Source organism: Psychrobacter sp. WY6, assembly GCF_018448495.1.
GTDB lineage: Bacteria > Pseudomonadota > Gammaproteobacteria > Pseudomonadales > Moraxellaceae > Psychrobacter.
Map to the genome: position 1 here is coordinate 486,921 of NZ_CP049902.1, position 22,636 is coordinate 509,556.

General features: G+C 42.5%; 20 protein-coding genes, 1 tRNA gene and 3 pseudogenes. 15 read left to right on the plus strand and 9 right to left on the minus strand.

Features of this window, described 5'->3' with window-relative positions:
* The first annotated feature begins 344 nt into the window (after positions 1 to 344).
* Both dksA and gluQRS read left to right on the plus strand, forming a co-directional pair.
* Positions 345 to 781: pseudogene (dksA, locus tag G7Y90_RS02380) on the plus strand (RNA polymerase-binding protein DksA).
* A gap of 246 nt (positions 782 to 1,027) precedes the next feature.
* Positions 1,028 to 1,969: a tRNA glutamyl-Q(34) synthetase GluQRS gene (gene gluQRS, locus G7Y90_RS02385; RefSeq protein ID WP_109591960.1), complete on the plus strand. Its 942-nt coding sequence runs from the start codon at positions 1,028 to 1,030 to the stop codon at positions 1,967 to 1,969.
* 92 nt (positions 1,970 to 2,061) lie between these two features.
* Here gluQRS and G7Y90_RS18795 read toward each other — a convergent pair.
* Positions 2,062 to 3,255, minus strand: a pseudogene (locus G7Y90_RS18795) (FtsW/RodA/SpoVE family cell cycle protein).
* A gap of 317 nt (positions 3,256 to 3,572) precedes the next feature.
* Positions 3,573 to 5,009: a UDP-N-acetylmuramoyl-L-alanine--D-glutamate ligase gene (gene murD, locus G7Y90_RS02410; RefSeq protein WP_109591962.1), complete on the minus strand. Its 1,437-nt coding sequence runs from the start codon at positions 5,007 to 5,009 to the stop codon at positions 3,573 to 3,575.
* 649 nt (positions 5,010 to 5,658) lie between these two features.
* On the opposite strand from murD, the gene G7Y90_RS02415 reads away from it, so the two are divergent.
* The 4 genes from G7Y90_RS02415 to G7Y90_RS02430 all read left to right on the plus strand — a co-directional run bounded on the left by G7Y90_RS02415 (position 5,659) and on the right by G7Y90_RS02430 (position 10,331).
* Positions 5,659 to 7,170, plus strand: a complete 1,512-nt coding sequence (locus G7Y90_RS02415) for a SulP family inorganic anion transporter (protein ID WP_250163912.1) — start codon at positions 5,659 to 5,661, stop codon at positions 7,168 to 7,170.
* Positions 7,171 to 7,344: 174 nt separating this feature from the next.
* Complete coding sequence (locus G7Y90_RS02420) at positions 7,345 to 8,199, plus strand: universal stress protein (protein ID WP_045445851.1); 855 nt, start codon at positions 7,345 to 7,347, stop codon at positions 8,197 to 8,199.
* A 455-nt stretch (positions 8,200 to 8,654) separates the two neighbouring features.
* A complete protein-coding gene (locus G7Y90_RS02425) occupies positions 8,655 to 8,993 on the plus strand; it encodes a P-II family nitrogen regulator (RefSeq protein ID WP_010197981.1) in 339 nt (112 codons plus the stop codon).
* 75 nt (positions 8,994 to 9,068) lie between these two features.
* The gene (locus tag G7Y90_RS02430; protein WP_045452414.1) at positions 9,069 to 10,331 is read left to right on the plus strand and encodes an ammonium transporter AmtB; all 1,263 of its coding nucleotides are present in this window, start codon (positions 9,069 to 9,071) and stop codon (positions 10,329 to 10,331) included.
* Between the two features lie 111 nt (positions 10,332 to 10,442).
* On the opposite strand, the gene G7Y90_RS02435 is transcribed toward G7Y90_RS02430, so the two are convergent.
* From G7Y90_RS02435 to G7Y90_RS18800, 4 genes and pseudogenes are all read right to left on the minus strand, one after another.
* Positions 10,443 to 10,772 (minus strand): DUF2147 domain-containing protein, encoded by a 330-nt coding sequence (locus tag G7Y90_RS02435; protein WP_250163281.1) that lies wholly within the window; start codon positions 10,770 to 10,772, stop codon positions 10,443 to 10,445.
* Positions 10,773 to 11,069: 297 nt separating this feature from the next.
* On the minus strand, positions 11,070 to 11,246 hold the full coding sequence (locus tag G7Y90_RS02440; RefSeq protein WP_250163282.1) for a hypothetical protein: 177 nt from the start codon (positions 11,244 to 11,246) through the stop codon (positions 11,070 to 11,072).
* 180 nt (positions 11,247 to 11,426) lie between these two features.
* A pseudogene (locus tag G7Y90_RS02445) lies at positions 11,427 to 12,036 on the minus strand (DNA/RNA non-specific endonuclease).
* The gene (locus tag G7Y90_RS18800; protein ID WP_502937451.1) at positions 11,934 to 12,269 is read right to left on the minus strand and encodes a hypothetical protein; all 336 of its coding nucleotides are present in this window, start codon (positions 12,267 to 12,269) and stop codon (positions 11,934 to 11,936) included. Before G7Y90_RS18800 ends, G7Y90_RS02445 begins: the two are co-directional and overlap by 103 nt.
* A 175-nt stretch (positions 12,270 to 12,444) precedes the next feature.
* Here G7Y90_RS18800 and G7Y90_RS02455 point away from each other — a divergent pair.
* From G7Y90_RS02455 to G7Y90_RS02465, 3 genes are all read left to right on the plus strand, one after another.
* Positions 12,445 to 12,535, plus strand: a tRNA-Ser gene (locus G7Y90_RS02455).
* A gap of 281 nt (positions 12,536 to 12,816) precedes the next feature.
* Positions 12,817 to 13,146 (plus strand): Arm DNA-binding domain-containing protein, encoded by a 330-nt coding sequence (locus G7Y90_RS02460; RefSeq protein ID WP_250163285.1) that lies wholly within the window; start codon positions 12,817 to 12,819, stop codon positions 13,144 to 13,146.
* The gene (locus G7Y90_RS02465) at positions 13,116 to 14,171 is read left to right on the plus strand and encodes a tyrosine-type recombinase/integrase (protein WP_250163286.1); all 1,056 of its coding nucleotides are present in this window, start codon (positions 13,116 to 13,118) and stop codon (positions 14,169 to 14,171) included. The genes G7Y90_RS02460 and G7Y90_RS02465 overlap by 31 nt, the downstream gene beginning before the upstream one ends.
* Before the next feature lie 133 nt (positions 14,172 to 14,304).
* Here the strand turns inward: G7Y90_RS02465 and G7Y90_RS02470 are convergent, their stop codons facing one another.
* The gene (locus tag G7Y90_RS02470) at positions 14,305 to 15,156 is read right to left on the minus strand and encodes a hypothetical protein (protein WP_250163287.1); all 852 of its coding nucleotides are present in this window, start codon (positions 15,154 to 15,156) and stop codon (positions 14,305 to 14,307) included.
* Between the two features lie 581 nt (positions 15,157 to 15,737).
* On the opposite strand from G7Y90_RS02470, the gene G7Y90_RS02475 reads away from it, so the two are divergent.
* From G7Y90_RS02475 to G7Y90_RS02500, 6 genes are all read left to right on the plus strand, one after another.
* A complete protein-coding gene (locus G7Y90_RS02475; RefSeq protein ID WP_250163288.1) occupies positions 15,738 to 16,544 on the plus strand; it encodes a YagK/YfjJ domain-containing protein in 807 nt (268 codons plus the stop codon).
* Positions 16,545 to 16,702: 158 nt separating this feature from the next.
* The gene (locus G7Y90_RS02480) at positions 16,703 to 16,984 is read left to right on the plus strand and encodes a hypothetical protein (protein WP_250163289.1); all 282 of its coding nucleotides are present in this window, start codon (positions 16,703 to 16,705) and stop codon (positions 16,982 to 16,984) included.
* Positions 16,985 to 17,044: 60 nt separating this feature from the next.
* Positions 17,045 to 18,037, plus strand: a complete 993-nt coding sequence (locus G7Y90_RS02485) for a DUF932 domain-containing protein (RefSeq protein ID WP_250163290.1) — start codon at positions 17,045 to 17,047, stop codon at positions 18,035 to 18,037.
* 115 nt (positions 18,038 to 18,152) lie between these two features.
* Positions 18,153 to 19,265 carry a YqaJ viral recombinase family nuclease gene (locus tag G7Y90_RS02490; protein WP_250163291.1) on the plus strand — a complete coding sequence of 371 codons (1,113 nt, stop codon included), beginning with the start codon at positions 18,153 to 18,155 and terminating at the stop codon, positions 19,263 to 19,265.
* 111 nt (positions 19,266 to 19,376) lie between these two features.
* Positions 19,377 to 20,288 carry a recombination directionality factor gene (locus tag G7Y90_RS02495; protein ID WP_250163292.1) on the plus strand — a complete coding sequence of 304 codons (912 nt, stop codon included), beginning with the start codon at positions 19,377 to 19,379 and terminating at the stop codon, positions 20,286 to 20,288.
* 166 nt (positions 20,289 to 20,454) lie between these two features.
* On the plus strand, positions 20,455 to 20,715 hold the full coding sequence (locus tag G7Y90_RS02500) for a helix-turn-helix transcriptional regulator (protein ID WP_250163293.1): 261 nt from the start codon (positions 20,455 to 20,457) through the stop codon (positions 20,713 to 20,715).
* A 191-nt stretch (positions 20,716 to 20,906) separates the two neighbouring features.
* Here G7Y90_RS02500 and G7Y90_RS02505 read toward each other — a convergent pair whose 3' ends face one another.
* Both G7Y90_RS02505 and G7Y90_RS02510 read right to left on the minus strand, forming a co-directional pair.
* Entirely contained in the window at positions 20,907 to 22,217 is a 1,311-nt protein-coding gene (locus G7Y90_RS02505; protein WP_502937412.1) for an RNA/DNA-binding domain-containing protein, read from the minus strand.
* 32 nt (positions 22,218 to 22,249) lie between these two features.
* Positions 22,250 to 22,501 carry an AlbA family DNA-binding domain-containing protein gene (locus G7Y90_RS02510; RefSeq protein WP_250163295.1) on the minus strand — a complete coding sequence of 84 codons (252 nt, stop codon included), beginning with the start codon at positions 22,499 to 22,501 and terminating at the stop codon, positions 22,250 to 22,252.
* Positions 22,502 to 22,636 lie beyond the last annotated feature (135 nt).

The window sequence follows — 22,636 nt, forward strand, 5'->3', positions numbered from 1 at the left end:
AACGTATAAAACGAAATGAGGACTGCCTAGTATCTGGTATTAGGTAGAATTATAATAGCTAGGATGGCTAAATCGATCACAGCTAAGTCTTCACAGTCAGTGATTTGTCGCATTATTAAGACAACGCTATTTAAATAAAAATATGCATAACCATATACCTGACCATTGATAGATTGCTTTGAGCATATCAGATAACTGTACTATTAGATCCGCTGTGTTACTTGTGTTACCAAGTGGTAAAACGTTTTATAAAGGGACAAATTATAGCGTTTATGACATTGATAGCGTCTTGTCTTTTGATACGTCGTTTTATTGAATTAATTTGAAAAAAGTAGGATACCCATATGAGCACCCTGACCACGAATCCAAGTGAAGCTAAGTTTACTCCTTATGTGCCTGCCAAAGACGAAGAGTACATGTCTGATGCGCAGTTAGAGCACTTTAAGGCTATATTATTGGATTGGAAGAGCCAACTGATTGGCGAAGCGGATCGCACCAAGACTTATATCCAAGACGAGTCCAGTGCTATGCCAGATATTAATGATCGCGCCACCCAAGAAGAAGAGTTTGCCCTCGCATTGCGTACGCGTGACCGTGAACGTAAGCTCATTCGCAAAATTGATAAATCTATGTCAGAAATTGAAAATGATGATTATGGATTTTGTGAAACTTGTGGCGTAGAGATTGGTTTGCGTCGTCTCGAAGCACGCCCAACAGCTACCCAATGTATCGATTGTAAAACCTGTCTGAGATTAAAGAACGCCAAAATCAAGGCGCTTAAACGAGTTACAACTCATCTCAATAGTAGAATGCAAGCATAAGCGACCAAAATAGGTCGCTTATTGCGTTTTAGCTGGCTGGTTTTTAGTCAATGAATCATGGCTGATACAGAGCTTTAAGCTTGCTTATATTGATTTGCTAACAAAACAGACTCATTTCACAAATATCTTTTTACGGATATATTTATTATTCTATCTTCTACCTTTTTTACCGATAATTTCCTACTTTGAAAACTAACCTTATTCCTATGCCCACTCCAATCATACCAGTACAGCCAATTGGTCGTTTTGCTCCCTCACCGACTGGTGAACTGCATCTTGGCTCATTGACGACCGCGCTTGCCAGCTTTTGCCATATAAAATCCATTGGTGGTAAATGGCTACTGCGTATTGAAGACACTGATACCGAACGCTGTGATCAGCAATTTACTGAGCAAATCTTGATTGATTTGGAAGCGCTTGGATTGTACTGGGACGGTGATATCATTTATCAATCTGAGCGTATTGATATTTATAATGATTATCTACACTCAGCCCTGCATCCGCTCACTTATGGTTGTCAGTGCTCGCGTAAAGATTTAGAGCAATACTGGGCGCAAGAAGAGCTGAGCCCAGCTTATGATGCTAAGCCATTGCAACCAAACAGGAAGCGCTATCCACGCTGCTGCGTCAGCGCTGACCTTGATAGAGAGCAACATAAGCTACGCATACAGCTACCGAATTATAAGATTGGTTTTAACGACGGTATTCAAGGATTGCAGTGGGATAATCCTCAGCAGACATTGGGTGATATGGTGGTGCGTCGCCAAGATGGTATGATCAATTATATTTTGGCTGCCAGCCTTGATGATGGACTGCAACAGGTGACACATATTATGCGCGGTCTAGATATCCTAACCATGACGACAGCGCAAATCAGCATCATGGATGCCGCACGCTTGCCTGCCATCAATCACTGGTATCACTTGCCACTGATATGTCATGCTGATGGACAAAAACTCTCCAAGCAAAACCTAGCACAACCAATTGATACACGAGATCCAAGTAAACTTATCGCCGATGCTTTACAACTATTACAGCAACCAGCCGTTGATAGAGACACACCTACTCGTATGTTAAAGCAAGCCATTGCTCAATGGGACAGTACGCCGCTACAAGGCAAGCAACAGTTAAATATGCACAGTGGATAAAAGCCAGCTAGCAAAAAGCGCCACTATTTAGCGACGCTTCTTTGGATAATGCCAGTCATGATGCATCGAGCCTATCACTAATGCTCAACCTATCAATAATAACGGCATTGGCTTTTTTCGATTTCAGGGCTTTCTTTATAAATTTTTAGCAATAACGCAACCATCACCAAACTAATCAACATCGAAGAGCCGCCATAACTGAAGAATGGCATGGTCAATCCTTTGGTTGGAATCGCGCCCATATTCATCGCCGCATTGATAATTGTCTGCGCTATGAACACCACACCGATACCAAAGGCGGTATAACTCATACGCATCTGCCGACGCTTGAGCGCGTTATAACTGATACGCATCGCGCTACCGATAATCAGCGCTTCGAGCACCAGTACCATAGTAACCCCAACAAAGCCTAACTCTTCCCCTGTAATGGCTAGTAGAAAATCAGTATGTGCCTCAGGCAAATGCACAGTTTTTGTACGCTCTCACCATAACCAACGCCTGTAAATTGTCCACGACCAAAGGCAATCAAACTGCGTGCCAGCTGATAATCCGTGTCTTGCACATCATCAAACGGATCCATAAATGACATCACACGTACCAATCGGTACTGCGCTGTCGTCACCATCAATACCGCACCACCGATGGCAGCCGCGCCAGTGCTAAAAAGTGCTTGTAAGGCGCACCAGCGATATAAAAAATCGCAAAGATGGTACCTAAAATAACGACAAAAGAACCAAAATCAGGCTGTGACAATAGCAGCATGGTGATGAGTGCCACCACCACATAATCCGTAAAAAACCGTCTAAGCCGTTACGAACTTCAAAAGAGCGACGCACCACAAAATCAGAGACAAAGACAATCATCACCAACTTGGCCAACTCTGCCACCTGAAAATTAAATACCCCTAGGTTCAGCCAACGCTTGGAGCCGTTAATAGGCGTACTGAATAGGGTTGCCACTAGCAGCATGCCAGTGATACCCAATAGGATAAATTGGGTTTCAGTCTTATATAGTGTTCGCAAAGACACGCTGTAATAAGAAACCGTAGCGACCGTCAAACCGATCATCATATACAGCAGCTGGTTTTTGAAAAAGTGCAGCTCTGTCATGCCGCGACTGAGGGCAAAAGGAATAGAAGCGGAAGCCACCATCAATAAACTGAGCACCAACATACAGCCAACACTCGATAGGAGAATGGCGCGTGCTGACGGCATAGAAAGAATACCATCTGAGCCAGATGCTTGCTTCGGTTGGGACGAGGAACGAAAAAGAGAAGAGAGCGCCATAATTTTATATACACTAACGAACGAAAAAACACGGCGTCTATTAAACGCCACCGTTTAAAAAATAGAAAATAGACAGTACCAGACAGATTACTAAGCAAATAAGCTGACCATTCATGTTGCTGACTGGCTATGATTGACAGTAGCAGCAATCTATAAGCAAAACAATCATTTATACAGAAAATGCGCGCGCATCATAAAAGTCAATTCAGGGCAACCCTATTGCATTGCCCTTATTCTTTATTAAATACATGAGCTCTTTATTAAATGCTGATATTCGCTAAGCACTTATCATGCAAATGCTTAAATCACCAAACCTTTTATTCCGCAGTCATCATATCTGACGACTCAGTTGCTAATTGACCAACCAACTGACTGAAATGCTCACCGCGAGCTGCGTAGCCACTATATTGATCAAAGCTGGCACAAGCAGGTGACAATAGCACCGCTTGCACTTGCGATAGGCTGCTTGTCGTGACTTGTTGAATGGTTGTAAAGGCATTTTCTAAAGTTTGGCATTGATGTAACGCCACATCGGCGCTTATCTTAGCCGCGCGCAGATGCTGTTCAATCAGCGGCGCATCTTCACCAATAAACAGTACTTGGCTAACATACTGATTGATAAACGGCGTCAATTCACCAAACTGTTGACCCTTACCTTGTCCACCCAAAATCAATAGTAGTTTACCATCCTTTGGTGCATAGACTGCGCCCAGCCCTTCGATAGCTGCCATCGTTGAGCCGATATTGGTGCCTTTTGAATCATTAAAATAATCAATGTCTGCAGCATTTGCCACATACTGGCAACGATGCTCAAGTCCAGTAAACTGCTGTAAGGTATTTAACATACTGCCCAATGGCAAACCAGCAAGTTCGCCTAATGCCAAGGCTGCCTGTGCATTGAGCAGATTATGACGACCTTTAATCAACAGTTTATCTGCCGACAGTAGTTTTTCTGTACCGTGGGCAAGATAAATCTGGCCTTCAGGAGTAGTAATAAGACCATATTGACCTTTATCAGGAGCATGTATACCGGTACTCACTCTGGGCAAATTATCAGCCACGAGCGGGCGCGTCAATGCGTCTTCGCGATTGATAACCACGGACTTAGCACCCTGAAAGATACGATGTTTGGCTTGATGGTAGCCCAGCATATCGCCATGGCGATCTAGATGGTCAGGTGACATATTTAGAACCGTCGCCACTTGCGCACCCAAATTGGTCACCGTCTCTAACTGAAAGCTCGACAGCTCAAGCACTGCCAGCTCCATATCAGGATTATCAAGCAAGGTCAGCGCTGGCACGCCAATATTACCGCCGACACCAACATTGACACTAGCATCCGCGGCCATTTGCCCGACCAAGGTGGTCACGGTGCTCTTGGCATTAGAGCCAGTAATCGCCACTATCGGTACGGTACAAGCCTCACAAAATAGCTGAATGTCACTAACCACTGGAATATTCGCTTGGCGAGCAGCGGCGACGGCTTCGGTAGCAAGAGAGATACCGGGGCTTATAACAATACGTGCCGCTTGCTGCAAGAGCTCGGCGTCAATCGCACCAAATTGGCGAATACTAATCTCAGCGGGTAGTTGATCTGCTAAGCTAGGTGTTACCTGAGTATCAGTAACAGCAACCTGATAGCCTTGATTGGCCAAATAGCGCGCAACTGATAACCCAGATTGTCCCAAACCGACCACGACTTGTAGACCACTGCCTTTGTGAAGTAAGGCGTCTGTTGCAGCGTTGGTGGTCATATTTATTCCTTCTGTTGGACGAGCAAAATGGCATCAAACAAACCTAGTATATAAAGAAGCAAAATGATGCCGTCAAGATGAGACGCATCATAACGGTATCGTTCAGATTTCGGTACTGGTTTTTTATGACGATGTGCTATTATGCGCCTGTTTTTATATTAAGTGGCTAATGCTATAATAGTTGCCTTAATCTGTAAGTGACTGGGTATTTACCCAAGCATTTTAGTTTAGCATGTTGTCACAGTTAGCACGCTATTGTCACTTCTGTTTGGCAAAGTTACTACTATAGACGGGTCATGTCGAGCGGCTATTTTTATTTGATAAATTATTTATTACCCTCTACCGCAGCATATCATTGCTGACGCTATTCGTTACTGTAGGTGCTCTTATAAACGCCCTGCTTTAAGCACCTTATTTTAACTATTTTTTTAGGTAATCTCACTGAATTTATCATCATATCAATTATTGGTGAGCGTATTAGCGATACCAGTAAGTAAATCAGTAGACCTACTTATTACTGACCTTTAATAACTCAATACCGCAATATGACACAGCACATGTTGCCGTAAAAGAAAGATGAATAGCTACTTTTATAGCGATGCGATCATTTTATGAATGAGTAATGATTACTTTTTTTGCCTCTAACCCTATGCAGTTTACTTATGACATCTTTATTGATAACTTACGTGACGAGTGGTTTTCCAATGTTCGCGGCGACGTTTTATCCGGTTTGGTTGTTGCCTTAGCGCTGATTCCTGAAGCCATTGCCTTTTCTATTATCGCGGGTGTTGATCCAAAAGTCGGCTTGTATGCCTCATTTTGTATCGCGGTCGTGATCAGTTTCGTCGGTGGTCGTCCAGGCATGATTTCGGCAGCAACTGGGGCGATGGCACTGGTGATGGTTGACTTAGTCGCCGAGCATGGTTTGCAGTATTTGCTAGCTGCCACCTTATTGTGCGGTGGGATTCAGATTGTAATGGGTATCCTAAAGCTTGGCAATTTGATGCGCTTTGTGTCGCGCTCGGTAGTCATTGGCTTCGTCAATGCGCTCGCGATATTGATCTTTGCCGCCCAGCTGCCTGAGCTTAACCCAATGACTGAACGCGTTGGCATGACGGTTTATATCATGACAGCGGCGGGCTTAGCGATTATCTACTTGTTTCCGCTGATTCCTAAAATCGGTCGCGTGATTCCGTCACCGCTGATCTGTATCGTTGGTTTGACTGCTGTTGCCATGTATATGAATCTTGATATTCGTAATGTCGGCAGTATGGGCGATTTGCCTGACTCATTACCGATGTTCTTATTACCTGACATTCCCTTGAACCTAAATACTTTACTGATCATCGCGCCTTACTCTATCGCACTTGCCATCGTTGGTTTATTAGAATCGATGATGACAGCGACTATCGTCGATGATTTGACAGATACGCCAAGCGATAAAAACCGCGAGTGTCGTGGTCAAGGGATTGCCAACGTCGTATCAGGTTTCTTCGGTGGTATGGCAGGCTGTGCCATGATTGGTCAATCTATGATCAACGTCAAATCTGGCGGACGTACGCGTCTGTCCACTTTGATGGCAGGTATCGTACTGCTCATTATGGTAGTGTTCTTAAGTGAATGGGTCAGTCAAATTCCAATGGCGGCACTGGTCGCTGTGATGATTATGGTCTCTATTGGTACTTTTAACTGGCAGTCTATTCGCGAATTTAAAACGCATCCGATGTCATTTAACATTGTCATGCTAGCGACTGTTTTGACCACAGTATTTACGCACAACCTAGCTTATGGCGTGGGCGTGGGCGTGCTGCTATCGGCGCTGGCGTTTGCCAATAAAATTGGTCAATTCTTAACGGTATTTAGTGAGTATGATGAGAGTACTAATACCCGTTATTATTATGTGCAAGGACAAGTATTCTTTGCTTCTACGACTCAGTTCTTAAACAGCTTCGATACCAAAGAAGCTTTGGACAGTATTCAAATTGATGTCAGCCAAGCGCATTTTTGGGATGTCAGTGCCGTAGACACCTTGGACAAACTGGTCATGCGCTTGCAACGTGAGGGCATTGATGTCAAAGTGGTGGGACTCAATAATGCGAGCCGAACACTGATTGATCGCTTCTCTATCCACGATCGCCGAGATATTGGCTTATTGGATTAAACAAAGCCACGTCTATTTATTGAGCTAATATTGATTAACCGCTCATAAATAGACAGTTGAATAAACAGCTGCATTGGTGCAAAGGGTTGGGCATAAGCATTATCGCCCCACCCTTGAGCCAAGCAGCTGTCTTTTTATTCTGTTTTTTTAATATTGGAATAATGTGGTGGTCTTATGAGTAATTTGAAACCAGATAGTGTGATTGCCTGCTTGGACTGCCCAGACCACGTGCAAGCAGTGTTAGAAGCTAGCATGTGGGCAGCGACTCGTCTACAAGCACCTGTTGGACTGTTGCATTCTGTACCGAGCCTACAACAAAAAGCGGCTGTGAATTATTCAGGCTGCCTAAATATCGATGATGAAAACATGCTGCTTGAGCAGTTCACCACCAAGGAGCACTTGAGTAATTGTGAGCTAAAAGCCCAAGGCAAGCTTTTGCTCCATCAAGCCACCACCTATTGCGAGCAGCAGCGACAAAAACTAAAAACCTATACCCTGCATCGCCATGAACACCTCAATGAAAGTATCGATTACGTCGATGACAAAGCACAATTGATCGTTATAGGTCACAATGTCACCTGCAAATCGACATTGAGCCAGTTAATTAGAGTCAGCCACTGCCCCATTTTGGTGACTCATGCACCATTTTTGCCCCCTACGACCGCGTTATTTGCTTTTGACAACAGTCCTACTTCACATAAATTGCTCAATTGGCTCTGCAAAACCTCACTGGTTCGCGCATTAACCGTTCATATCGTGATGGTCGGTAAAGAAAACTCTGAAAATTGCGATGCGCTACGTGAAGCTTATGCGCGGCTTAAACAAGCAGGCATCAAGTCTAAAAAAGCCTTGCTGGACTGCCGCGATGTCACTTCGGCTTTGAATTATTATCAAAATGAAAATGATATCGGTATGCTGATGACCGGTGCCTTTGGCCAATCTCGTCTGCGTGAACTTCTAAAAGGTAGCGACACAAAAAAGCTGCTCGGCAGCACCAAAACCCCCTACCTACTCTTCCCAAAGGTATAGGCTTTAGCCGATCTACACAGCCACCCCTCTCTCTTTGAGCGCAGAGCCTATACATCGATGTTAAGCTCTGCTGCTTACCGTATCACACAATTTTCCCTACTTTCTCCTCAAGTGATTCGTTTCATATACCAAACTAGGTTAGCAAATCATCACAGGAAATAGTTGGATGGTCTCCCCAAGCACCTAAAAAGTTGGTTATAATAAAGTTTTCGTCAGTTCAACGCTAAAGGTTAATTCGCATTCTCTATGCTCATAACGGTGGTTTATACCATTGCAGCATAACCAGTATTTTTTGCCATAACTATGACTGTTTTTGAACAAACAAATCCAATCTTACCTATCCCCCTTGAGTAAATTGGCACAGTTCTTGAATGACTAATAGTAAGCATGGCAGCGATACGATGCACCACAATGCTTCGATCAACCTGCGGCATCACACAAATAAGGAATATTTTATGAAGCTAATCACTGCGATCTTAAAACCGTTTAAGCTCGATGATGTACGTGAAGCGCTTTCTGACATCGGTGTTAAAGGTGTCACTGTTACTGAAGTCAAAGGTTTCGGTCGCCAAAAAGGTCACACAGAACTCTATCGCGGCGCAGAATACGTGGTGGACTTCTTACCTAAAGTAAAAGTCGAAGTGGCTGTTATTGATGAAATGGTCGAACCTGCTATCGAAGCGATCACTCGCATCGCTAGCACGGGCAAGATTGGTGACGGCAAAATCTTTGTCACTGCACTCGAGCAAGTTATTCGTATTCGTACGGGCGAGACAGGCCCTGACGCTATCTAACGCGCAAGGCCATATAGACACAGATTTATAGATCATACCGATAGCTGTATTGCATCAATTCAAGGGGGAATTAACATGCAAAATCAAATCTTCGAGCTCCAGTACGCACTTGATACGTTTTACTTTTTAATGTGCGGGGCGCTCGTCATGTGGATGGCAGCAGGCTTCACCATGTTAGAAGCTGGACTCGTCCGCTCAAAAAACACCGTTGAGATTTTAACCAAAAATATCGCACTTTTTGCCACCGCTTGTACCATGTACATGATATGCGGCTATGCAATTATGTATGGGGGCAACCTATTCTTGAGCGGTATCGCGGGTAATGAAACGCTGGTAGCAGATGCCTTAGCAGCCTCCGCTGAAAACGGCTTTGACGGTGATTCTGTTTATTCCGCTGCGTCTGATTTTTTCTTCCAAGTGGTGTTTGTTGCAACCTGTATGTCGATCGTTTCAGGAGCGGTGGCTGAGCGCATGAAGCTGTGGTCGTTCTTATTATTTGCTGTGGTGATGACTGGTGTCATTTATCCATTAGAGGGTAGCTGGACGTGGGGTGGCAATGATGTATTTGGTATGTTCAATTTAGGCGACATGGGTTTTTCTGATTTTGCAGGTTCTGGTATCGTCCATATGGCGGGTGCTGCGGCTGCATTGGCAGGGGTATTACTATTAGGTGCACGTAAAGGCAAGTATGGCCCTAATGGTGAAATACGCGCCATTCCAGGTGCTAACTTACCACTGGCAGCGCTTGGAACACTTATTCTCTGGATGGGTTGGTTCGGTTTCAATGGCGGCTCGGTGCTAAAACTGGGTGATATTGCCAGTGCTAACTCGGTTGCTATGGTGTTTTTGAATACCAATGCAGCAGCGGCAGGCGGTGCAATTGGTGCTTTAATAATAGCACGCATCATCTTTGGCAAAGCTGACTTAACCATGCTCTTAAATGGTGCACTCGCAGGATTAGTCGCTATCACAGCAGAACCCTCAACCCCATCTGCATTACAAGCAACACTGTTTGGTTTGATCGCTGGCGTTATCGTTGTGCTATCTATCTTAGCATTGGATAAAATAAAAATAGATGATCCAGTGGGTGCTATCTCAGTTCATGGTGTAGTCGGTCTGTTCGGTCTACTTATCGTACCAATTACCAACCCAGCAGCATCGTTCGTAGGTCAGATTGCTGGTGCAGCCACTATCTTTACTTGGGTATTCATCGCCAGCTTAATCACTTGGGCAGTTATCAAATTAGTGATTGGTCTGCGTATCTCTGAAGAAGATGAGTATGAAGGTGCGGATATAGCAGAGTGTGGTATGGAAGCATATCCAGAATTTGTGAGATAAGCTCTGAAGCCAATATTAAAATATATGTACTAAAAATCCCGCATGACCAAAAGGTATTGCGGGATTTTTATTTATCAACATTAGGTCTAATACTAAAAATAAACGATAGGTTTATTTCTTTTTCCACGTTTGACTGCGTGAGAATGGACCGATATAACCTTTTAGATTTAAGGTATTGCCACTCAAGTTTGCGGTCATACGATAGTCTTTACCTTTTTCAGGATCAGTGATCGTACCACCACTATATTTGCCACCACCATCAGACTTTAAACCTTTAATAATGGTCGTACCAACGTGCTTTTTGCCTTTGGCTGAGTTGGTAGCGATAAGCGTACCTGTTAGTACACCGTTTGACTCAGTAATCTTTACGGTACCTTTTGGCTTACCTTCATCAAATGTCTGCCACGTGGTATTGGCCAAAGGATCTGCGGCGAATGCCATGCTTGCTAAACTGATACCTGCACAGCTAGAGTGGTTTAGGTAAATAATTTCATAGACTGATTCCCTTCATACAATGATTACTCGAAACGTTATGTTTCTGATCTCCTAGGCTTATCCTTCGCTAAAATCCCTATTAACAGCCATGCGACTTTCTACTCTTTGGGAGTGTTTAGCGCATCTAAAAAAACTGCTCATCAAAATTTTATACGACATAAGCGATGTCTTGACTCATTATAAGCAATTTTAAGCTTTTGCCTAGTAATTTTTTTATAGTTTATTATTTCTATAAAAATTGAACTATATCAAATAGTTATAAAAAGGATTGTCAATATTTTTATCCAACCGGTCATCTTTTTCTTTTGACTTATGCTGACTATTATTGTAAATAGAATTATTTTCAAATGCCTGAATAATCTTGCTTGTTAGTTCATGCAACTGTTGTGCTTGCTCATATCCAGTAGTATCAAGAGTCAAATCAATATCGCCATATATATAATTTTATCTGTTTGGTTTTCGATGATAAGCTCACCAATTTGCATGCTTTGGTGGTCATTGGCAAATGGATCAATCATGTGATTCTCCTTTTTATTAATACCTTGCGTAATTTTTGGATTTTTTGTGCCTTTTATTATATAGACTCGTGTCACAGAGGCATTATGCTTGCAATTGGACGATTACCCACTCAAGAATCGCCCAAACAAACAGCATCCAAGCCGGCTCTTCTGTTGGCTCATCGGGCAACTCGGAGCTTTCACCCGCCTTTAATGGCAGATCAAATGCCTGTGTTTTGGTTTTGGCATCCAAGACGGGCAGCACATCGATACCAATCCTGGTCGAGAGTTCATCAACACTAATAACCTCTATGCGCTCTGACTCATCATTGGGTGCATAATAGACCCCTGCTTGATTAATCGCTGGTATGTAGACGGCTTTGAAAAAATGGCTAGGCACCAGTACACGATCTGCCAGTTGCTTGGTTGTTTTGCCAGTAAATGCTACCCCTGTAATGCTATAAACCTCTCCATATTGCTGGGTCAAATAGCGAGTGGCTGATTCAATATTACGCCAGATATAGCGATTGTTACGCGGTGACTGCGGGGCGATATTGGCAAGGCTAAAGCTCATATTGTTGACTGCGATTCGCCATATCGGCATTGGGTGCTAAATGCCCGCGATCATAGCCAGAGCCTGAATAGTCGGACAATGAGGCGCGTGCGGATTTTGGTAACCTACTTTCTTCATGAAAGCTGTCTTCACGATCAATTCTTTTGCTTGTTGTAAACGCTTGCGATCCAAATATTCTGCCGACCAAAGCGGTGTACGCGACACACCAGAATACATAACGGCAAAACCATCCATGCATAAAGCTTGGGTTTTGTTGCTTAGCTTGGTATTAATAAACTCAGGATAGACACCGCCATAAAAGGACTCGCTACACTGAGTAAAGTCATCAGCATGCGCTGAAGTTATACTTACAACCACCGCCATCACGGTCATTGTAATACTTTTTTCAAACGAGCATTGAGCCTACCGAAACTTATCATTCAACTTTCAACCATCTATGCTTGTCATTACGTATACGCTATCGTAGCAGGCGTTTGTAAATAAAGAAAGATAAGGTGCAAGTCGTGACATTCTAGACAGTATCCGCTATACTGAGCCGTCTAAAAACGGTGAAGTGGGTGAGTGGCTGAAACCGCACGCCTGGAAAGTGTGTATGCGTTAATAGCGTATCGAGGGTTCGAATCCCTCCTTCACCGCCAATCTTATATAATCCTAGTTTTCCTATCTTATCCCAAACACTCCTATATACCTTTGCATCCCTTTATAAATAACGCGTCTAGCGTTTTTTTTATGCTGCTGGTTTCCCAACTCTACCCAATACTACCCACCTATCCCATGGCTTGTGTTGGTCTATCCGTTGGTCTATGATTTCACTAGACCTCAAAAAGACCAACATTTAAGCTTTACGATTCAGCTTTAGACCAACGTAATTGGTTGTATCGACTGAATTATAGCTTGTAGCCATAGGGAATAGACCAACATGTTAAGTGATGCCAAAATACGTAAGCTCAAACCAACTGATAATTGTACCCCTGCCCGTCCAGATAAATATAGTGATCAGCATGGGCTACAGCTATTAGTACGTAGCTCTGGAACGAAGACTTGGATAAGTGCATATCGCTTTGATGGTAAGCAGCAGAAAACTACTTTAGGTGCATACCCACAGATAAGCTTAGCAGAAGCAAGAATAGCGAACTCTGATATTAAGGCTTTAGTAGCCAATGGAATCAATCCAAAGAATAAAAACGCCAAGACAAGCTTGCGAATGAGCAAGCTAAAATGTTCAATGATTATGCGCTTGAATGGCTAGAGGAGCGTGAGCGTAACGTAAAGCCCCGCACCTATCAGCAGGACTATAATCGCATGCACAAAGACGTGCTACCGAGCTTTAAAGGCATTGCTTTAAAAGATGTGACATTCGAAGATTGTAAACTAATGGCAGATGACATTGAAAGTAGGACTAATAATGAAGGGGCATCACCACGAGAAGTAACCAGACGCACTATCGATCTCGTTGGCAATATTCTTAGAAGAGCTATTAGAAAGCGCCTAATCGAGGTAAATCATACAGATGGGCTTAAAGAGCTATATCCAAAAGCAAAGACTAAGCACATGAAACACGTTGAGCTTAGTGAGCTACCTAAGCTCTTACAAGATATTGAAGGCTATCATGGTCACGATCAAACCCGATTAGGTATGAAGTTTTTAGCATATTCTTTTTGTCGTACTATCGAGCTTAGAATGATGAAGTGGGAGCATATCGACTTCCCTAACCGTCTATGGCGTGTCGATATTGATAACCTTAAGATTGCGCGTAAGCACGTCGTACCGCTGTCAGATCAAATGCTAGCAGTATTAGAAGAGATGAAACCCATCACAGGGCAATATGAATACGTGTTCTATCATACGGGCATGCATCAGCCATATAGTGAAGAGTTTATCAATAACGCGCTTGATATCTTAGGCTACGCAGGCAAACAGACAGGGCACGGCTTTCGGCACATCGCCTCTACCAACCTAAATGAGCTTGGCTATATGGGAGATGCCATCGAAAAGCAGATGGCACATGATAAAAAAAGCAGCATTCGCGCAGTTTATAACGCGCAACACTTAGAAGAGCGCCGTAAAATCATGCAAGTTTGGGCAGACTTCTTAGACTTACTTAGAGACAAGGGCGAAGTCGTAGACTTCCAGACAGCTCGTCAGCAGATCGAGCAGTCATTGGCAAGTAAGCAACCTGACTCATTACAAAATGCTGATAAGCAAACCTTGATTAAAGCATTGTTAAATCAAGGACTCACAGTAGATGATTTACAAGGTTATATTTATAAGTAGTAGTATAAATCCTTACCATCTATATCTACATATTCCATTTCGTAAGATCTATTGATCAATATGTCGAGCATGGCTGTCTCTGACAGCCCTTTTACTTGCGCCATCTTCTCTAGCCTATCCTTTGTATTCTTTGTCAATGGCAGGTGGTAAGGCTTTTCGTTTTTCCAGCATCTCGGTATTTTTGCTGACTCCAAGCTCTTTTCATTTTATCAACAAATAGTGTTCTTTCAGGGGAGGGTACATATTTTTCGATACTCATTAAACTTGAACTATATTTGATTAGGTCTAACGAAGTTAAGACTATATCCCTAACTAACAAAAAATTCTCTTGATCAATACCAATACCTAAATATAGGTTTGACTCTTGCAAGTAATTCTTTGTCCATTGTATTTGATGTTCGTCTCCAACTTTTAACCATTTTGAGTAGTTATCTGAATTCATTATTTGATCATATATTGATTTAACTTTTTCTAGTACTTTCACTTTTTCATCTAAAGTTGGAAACTGTTTACCGTTAAATTGCTGAGTTCGAGTTTGTGGTTGTATTGATTGAGGTTGAATATGCTGCGAAGAATAGGCCATTGAATCAAAATATGATTGAATGTGATTAAGTATAGTATTTCCATACAAATCTATTTGACCTTCATAGCCAGGAATTTCTTTAAGTATAGAAAGACAGGTAAACTGTGTTCTAGCATTGGTGTCAAGCCATTCTAAATTTTCATCCGGTAGCAGTACTAATCTTACATATGACAGATTTTCTTCTATCATTTCCAATACATTCTCTTCCGTATATAAAGAATATATCAGCCCTTCTTTGATATTTACTATCTGGATATGGCTAAGTCTATTTTCTAGATGTGGGTTCAATAGATTACGAAGTAGCACGGCTTCTCTATCAGAAATTTTACCTATTGTCTTCTCTAAGAACTTTCTTTTTTCGAAAGCTTCTCTATCTTTAGGATTAGAAAAAATTATTGCCATAATAAAACTACCTTTGAATCAGCAAATATCACTCGTGATATTTATAATATTTACGTTTAATATAACAGTTATTTTTAAGATGTTCGCAAACTATTCCTGAGTTATTTGTATATATATTTTAGGAGCATGAACACCGTAAAATAGCATATAGACTACCAATGATATCTTTTAAAACAAAAATATCGAAAATTAATTTTCTTATTCCACTTCATCCCAAGAAAATAGAATTTTATTTTCAAATACGTAACTCCCCAACTGACAAAACACCGTCCAAGCAGGTATCTCATGAATCCTCCATCACGCAGTAGCGGCTTCCTTCACAAACCACAAATCCGGTAATATTATTAATAACACTACCCTTATTCTTGAGTTGTTTGGCCTCACCAAACAACGTCAGTAAGAAAATATTTGGTTGCCTTAGTTTATGAACTTATAACCTTAAGGCAATGCAAAATGAATAACATACTTTTAGGGCACGACTACGTTGTTACCAAAGTTGATAAACTCGTAAATGATATATTCGATCCTGAATTCTCAATTAGTATTCAGCAAATAGTTGAGCAGCTCAATACTTACTACTAATGACATCTCACTTTGATGACGAATTGGTTTATGCCAATTCGATCAAATGGTTTATAGGCAGCTGCTATCTTGTTTGTGGTCATTGCTATCCCAATGAGATTATTTGGAATGAGGCGATGGCAGAGAGTTTCTTGAATGCGCTAAGTTTTTATCAGTACGAGTATGCCACTGATAAGGCAGATTTTGCTTTTCAAGAAGAGCGCAATAGCCAATCACTTATGGAGTATATGAATTATTACTTAGAGAAATACGCACGTGTACTCATCGTAAGAGTAGATCTTAAATTGAAAGTAGAGTTTGCACACCTTGTTAACGCTGAAACTTTTCAGGGTTTTATGAAGCAGTTTATGAGGGTTATTCAAAGAGATAAGGAAGTAGAGAAAAAGAGAAAAGCTAATAGCAGTATGAATAGTGACAAAGGCTGCTTTGAAGATCTAAGGGGTTATGCTTGGGCTATAGAGCAAGGTGTTGAGACTGGTGGCTTACACTGTCACTTGGTTTTGATTTATAACGGTGACAAGCGTCAGAAAGACTGGTTCTTAGGAGAAGCTGTCAGTAAGAGATGGTTTGAGATTACAGAGGGTATAAGCCATCATTTTAACTGTAATACCACTGAATATAAACAAGAACAAAAACGTAGAGGTAAGCTCGGTATCGGGATGATTTATAGAGACAAGCCTTTAGAGGTGAATAACGCCATTAATGCAGCGCTATATCTAACTCGTCCCAACAAGTATGAGCAACGCCTTAAATCTTGGCCACTTAACATGCGTAGCTTTGGTCGCGGGGCTCTACCTAATAGCTAGGTAGTGCGTAATATAGATGATATCAAAATAATTTCAAATACATACTATTTTAATAGAGAGCGCTTACAGCTATTAAAGCGCCTAATCCAATCAACATTTAATCAATAAAGGTCTGCCTCGTGCAGGCCTTTTTTATGCCCAAAATAAAAGGAGTGCTTATGAAAACCATCTGTCCATGTTGTCAGTCAACTGCGGTCTATGAGATGACTGATGGCATCAATATCAATTTGATCGACCAGCTGTTGTCCCCTGCGGTTCTCGTCAGCCTTGGCGTTAGTCTGTGTAAGACGCTTAAGGTTCATCCTGCTATAGGCGTGGTTGCAGGTACAACAATCGCAGCACTTATTGAGATGACTCAGTCTCATCAAACGCTGCCGATGCTAGTCAATCAACAATATCGCTGTAATGACTGCTCGCATGTGTTCACCTCACTTCATTAACTCTCAACTCAACCCTCTAACTTATTCAGTTATAAATTATCAATAAAAAGGAAAATTATCATGGCACATTTAATCGAAAGTATGGCTTACGTAGGCGAAACTCCTTGGCATGGTCTTGGCAATGAGCTATCGCCTAAGCAGCCGTTAGAGGTTTGGGCAAAAGAAGCAGGTCTTGATTGGCGTATTGAATCCTCAGATGTCAGCTACATGTCAAGCAATGACAAAGGTCATAACCTCATCATGCCCTTTGCTGAGAACAAGGTGCTCTATCGCAGTGATAACCTAGAGCCGTTATCAGTCGTCAGCCAACGCTATCAAGAAGTACAACCGCATGAGATTCTAGAGTTCTATCGCGATCTCACTGAGCAGTCGGATTTCGAGCTGGAGACGGCTGGTGTACTCAAAGGTGGGCGTAAGCTGTGGGCATTGGCTCGTACAGGCCAGTCAGCAACACTTAAGGGCAAAGATGTTAGTAACGGCTATTTATTACTGGCAACGGCTTGTGATGGGACGCTTGCGACCACAGCACAGTTCACTAATATCCGTGTGGTCTGTAATAACACACTTGCTGTTAGCTTAGCTAACGGAAGTGGTGGTGTGGTCAAGGTTCCGCATAGTACATCTTTCAATGCCGAAATGGTCAAGCAGCAATTAGGCGTATCGGTGAAGCAGTGGGAGGAGCATAGCTATGAGATGAAGCAATTGTCGGAGCGCCGTGTCACTCAAGCTGATGCTGCTAATTATCTCAGCCGTGTGTTCAATGACCAAGACAATGACCTTATCTTGTTTAACAGCGCTAAAAAGCAAAAGGATGCGGTTCCTAATGCCAAAGCGATGAATAAGGTGATGCAGATGTTTAACGGTCAAGGGCGCGGTGCTGATTTAGATGCCGCCCGTGACACCGCTTATGGACTGCTATGTAGTATCACGGAATACGTTGACCATGAACGCCGAGCGATGAGTACTGATAATCGTCTCAATTCAGCATGGTTCGGTGCTGGGGCTAAGCTGAAGCAAAAGGGTTTAGAGGAATCGCTACTGATGCTTGCTTAATCAGGAATGTTTAAAATCTAGAAACACAACCAACCACGCCTTAGCGCGTGGTTTTTTTATGCCCGTTATTTAACGAGCCACATTAATTCATGAAGCCACTTATAAGGAATGTATTATGGAAACCATCGTATTAAACACGACCACTCAGCCAAGACGCGTAAAGCGTTCAACTGTCAAAGCCAAAACAACGCGCCTACCTTCAAACACGAAAGCCAACATTGAGCACTCAACGCCTTTGGCTTCATCGACTCAATCAACCAACGCTAAACGTCTTGTCAGTACCAAAGACTTGAGCCGTGAAGACTGGTTAGCTGTTCGCAAGCAAGGTATTGGCAGCTCTGATGCAGCCGCTGCCTGCGGTATTCACCCGTACTTGTCCATGCTTGAGCTATGGATGATAAAAACGGGACGCATGACATCAGACATTGATGAGAGCATTGAAGGTTACTCTCCACTCTACTGGGGCAATAGCTTGGAGCCGATGGTGGCTAAGTATTATCAAGAACACACGGGTAATAAGGTACGGCGTGTCAATGCTGTCCTGCAGCACCCTGATCCTGACAAGCACTTTATGCTGGCGAATTTAGACTATGCCATCACTGCTAATGATGAGGTGCAGATTTTAGAGTGTAAGACCGCTGGTGAACATGGAGCCAAGCTGTGGAAGCATGGTGTACCGCTCTATGTAACTTGCCAAGTGCAGCATCAGCTAGCAGTCACAGGTAAAAGCGCGGCGCATATCTGTGTACTGCTATGCGGACATGAAGCCAAAATATACAAGGTTGAGCGTGATGAGCACTTGATTGAATCCATTACCCGTCATGAGCGTCTGTTTTGGCAGTATGTAAAGACGGACACACCGCCAACCCCTGACCATAGTGAGTCAGCAGCGCGAGCATTAAAACAGCTTTATCCAAAGCCTAAGCCGTCAAGTAAAGTTGATTTGCGAGACGATGACCGCGCCAATAGCTTGTTCGCTAAGTTACTTAATCATCGCATGTCTATTGAAGAACTAGAGCAACGTCATGACCAGATTAAGCATCAGCTACAAACGCTTATCAAAGATAATGAGGTGGCGATCTTCGATAAAGGCGCTATTTCATGGAAGCGCTCTAAAGATAGTGTCGGTCTTGATAGTAAAGCGGTTATCAAGGCGCATCCTGACTTACTCACTCAATTTAGTAAAACAAAGCAAGGCAGTCGTCGCTTTGTGATACTCAACGATTAAGCACTCAGCACTTAACTAACCCATCTAATCAATAAAATCAGCGCACAACGAGCCCACCTATCACAGGTGGGCTTTTTTGACGCTTTAATAAACTAAACAAGGAATATCAACATGATTAAAGGTCTAACGATAACCCCACCTGTACTCGGTCGCATTAGCATCGGTAAAGTCGTGCAAAAAGATGGTAAGCGTCTGCCTGCTAAAAACGATCAATTTACCATCACCAGCCAAGTACAGAATAAAGACGGCTGGATTAATCATCCATTCGATGAAAAGCTCCGCGCACGTAGTGAGGGTAAGCTCAGACAAATACCAGTGCGACTGCTGTTCAATGACCCTGAGCTGAATTTACGAGCTGAATACACGCTATTTGACAGGCATACTGGACGCCCACTTTGTGTAGGCGATGGCGAACATTGTCAACGTCGAACGAGTAACGGTGTTGAGCAGCTGCCATGCCCATCGCCAGATCGCTGTCCACTAGCCCAAGGCGGTGCTTGTAAACCATACGGCCGTCTCTACGTGAATCTTAGTGAAGACGATGAGCTTGGCACGTTTATCTTTCGTACGACGGGTTTCAATAGCATCCGTACCCTATCAGCAAGGCTCAGCTACTTCGCCGCAGTATCAGGCAATAAACTGTCCTGTCTACCATTACAACTCACGCTCCGAGGTAAGAGCACCACACAAAGCTATCGTACACCAATCTACTTTGTGGATTTGACGCTACGTGATGGGGTGACACTCAAAGACGCGGTACAACAAGCTAAGGCGATTGATACGGAGCTTAGCGAGAACGGTTTTGATCAAGCAGCGCTAGAAATAGCTGCCACGCTTGGTTATGCCAATTCGTGCTTTGAGGTTGATGGTGATGAGATGTCTGATGTGGTAGAAGAGTTTTATCCAGTAGAGACAGATGAAGCTAAAAGTAGTCATCAAGGAGGGCCCCAAAATGGTATTGCTCCCTACAATGTCGGTAATATCGAAAGAAGTCTAAGGGAGAGTGTGACAGCTATAAGTTAAAGCAGTGGTAAGGATAGACGGCATGAAAAAGGATCTGATTATTCAGCTCCTTTTTTATTGTTTTGTCTAAGGACAGTCGTTGGACGGCATAGGACGCCATAAAAAAATATGGGACTCGGTAAGTATATGAGAGGTGATGCTCTCATTCACTTACAAGGAGATAATCATGGAAAACTTAAACGTAAACACTCAGCAAAACACCTCAACGCCAAGCATGCCACAAATACCTCGCATGCTTCCGCTAAAGCAAGTCATACATTATACAGGGCTTAGTAGCACGACGATCTATGACATGCTTGATAAAAGATCGAATCGTTATGACCCCACTTTCCCTATTCAGGTCAAGCTATCAAAGGGACGTGTAGCATGGGTTGAAAGCGAGGTGGCTGAGTGGATTGAGAGCAAGATAGCTGCCCGATTTCATTAGAGATCAAAATACAGATAAGCCGCACTACGCGGCTTATTTTTTCGTCTAAGTTCGTCTAAGTTCGTCTAAGTTCGTCTAAGTTCGTCTAAGTTCGTCTAAGTTCGTCTAAGTTCGTCTAAGTTCGTCTAAGTTCGTCTAAGTTTAGACTAACTTCCAAACCTTACCCTCAAAATAGATGAGTTTTTTTCTCTTCATTTTTGAAGCAAGTTTTTTATTTTATGAAATTTCTGCTCATCAGTTAGAATATCAGGAAGCTTGTTAGATAAAAATTTATCAAAATCCGAACGCTGGGCTTGTTCAAATTGTTTCAGAAATTCTAAAACAGCAGTTTCATAATAAGCATCATCTAAACCACGCATCTGCATATACTCCGCCTGCTGTTCTGTATGTCTCGCAACATCAGCGGCTATCATGTAATTATTTTTACGACCTTCTATCAATGATTTTTTACGTAACGTTTCTGCTTCATCTTCAGTGATCGCTTGTCTTTTTTGTACTTTATCTAGTGCAATAATATCGTGCAATGATAAATTACCTACTTGCGCCAACTGTTTAGCATACTCTTGATCCAGCACTTTACCAGTGAACTTCACTCGCACTCTGTTGTCTGATAAGTCATAATCTGGCAAAGGAAAAAAGCGCTTGTACTGAATCTGATACATTGTTTTGATGCCACTACCAATAGTGTCCATCATATTTAGACTGACCATAGCATTAACCAAAAATGGATTACGATAGCTCACTTCAGGCGCATCTTGTAGCAAGACGTTTTCGATGGTCTTTGGAATAAACTCACCACTATTTTGGAAAATCAGTGTTGAGTCTTCTTTTTCAACCACCGTAATACGTCCACCTAGCTGATAATCTTGATGACCAATGGCATTACTTAATGCCTCACGAATGATATAAGGATCGTACTGCTGCACCTCTTCAGGAAATAGTGTACCAGCAGGCATGTAGCGGTAGTTTAGATTGCGAATTTTGTTATAAACCTCGTCCAAGGCTAACAAAAACGGCGGTTCAAAATGTTGATAGTCTTTTTCAATGCCATCAGTGCCTTTTAGAATCCACGTGATATGCGCTTGCGCTGGGCTTAAAAAATATGTTGACTCGTAATACCCTAATAAAATGATAGCGGAATTGGTGATCTGACCGCGAATGGTAATTTTGGCTTTATTCAAAAAGGTGATGTCATCCCATCCTTTTATGTCCTCAGCCAAACGCTTATTCTTTTCAGCAAAGACTTGTCTAGCAACAGCAATGGCTTTAGGATCAAGATCTTCAAGCGTTGCCTTATGACAAATCTCGGCACTCCAGTCATCTGCTCGGTTTTGCCAGAGCTTACGGCTTTGATCTGGGTATTGCTTAAGCAGTTTTGTAAAGCTACCAATACGAATATAAGGCTCATGTAAAAAGCTAACAGGCGTATTCTTGGCTGCAGGAATCTCGAACAGTACTACCGCTTTACCATCAATTTGTAACTCATGAATGGTGAAGTGAATTTTAGGACTTAAGCGGCTAACTAGCCAATGCTCTAAATCTTCGTTGCCTTTGGCTTTTTTATTTTCGGGCTAAAGCTTGTACCAACAATGTTATGAGTACCGTCCTCTACTCCAAACACTAAGTAGCCAAATTTTTTACCAGACAAACAAGCGCCATTAGCAAGCGCAGATATACGTTTACCCACCTCTTCAGGGCTATGAAAGTTATGCTTAAACTCAAGCCACTCTTGCTCAGAGGGCTGTTGAGTTAGGCTTAAAACGAGGTTTTGGTAGTGATTGGGCATAGTAAGTTGTCATAGCTGGTTAGTAGAAAAATAAGTAATGTATCTCATCAGTACGCACGATCTTAATTATTCAAACTGACCGAATTTACCTTATTCATTATACGCAGTCTATATCTTAAAAGCAGTGCATCGTCT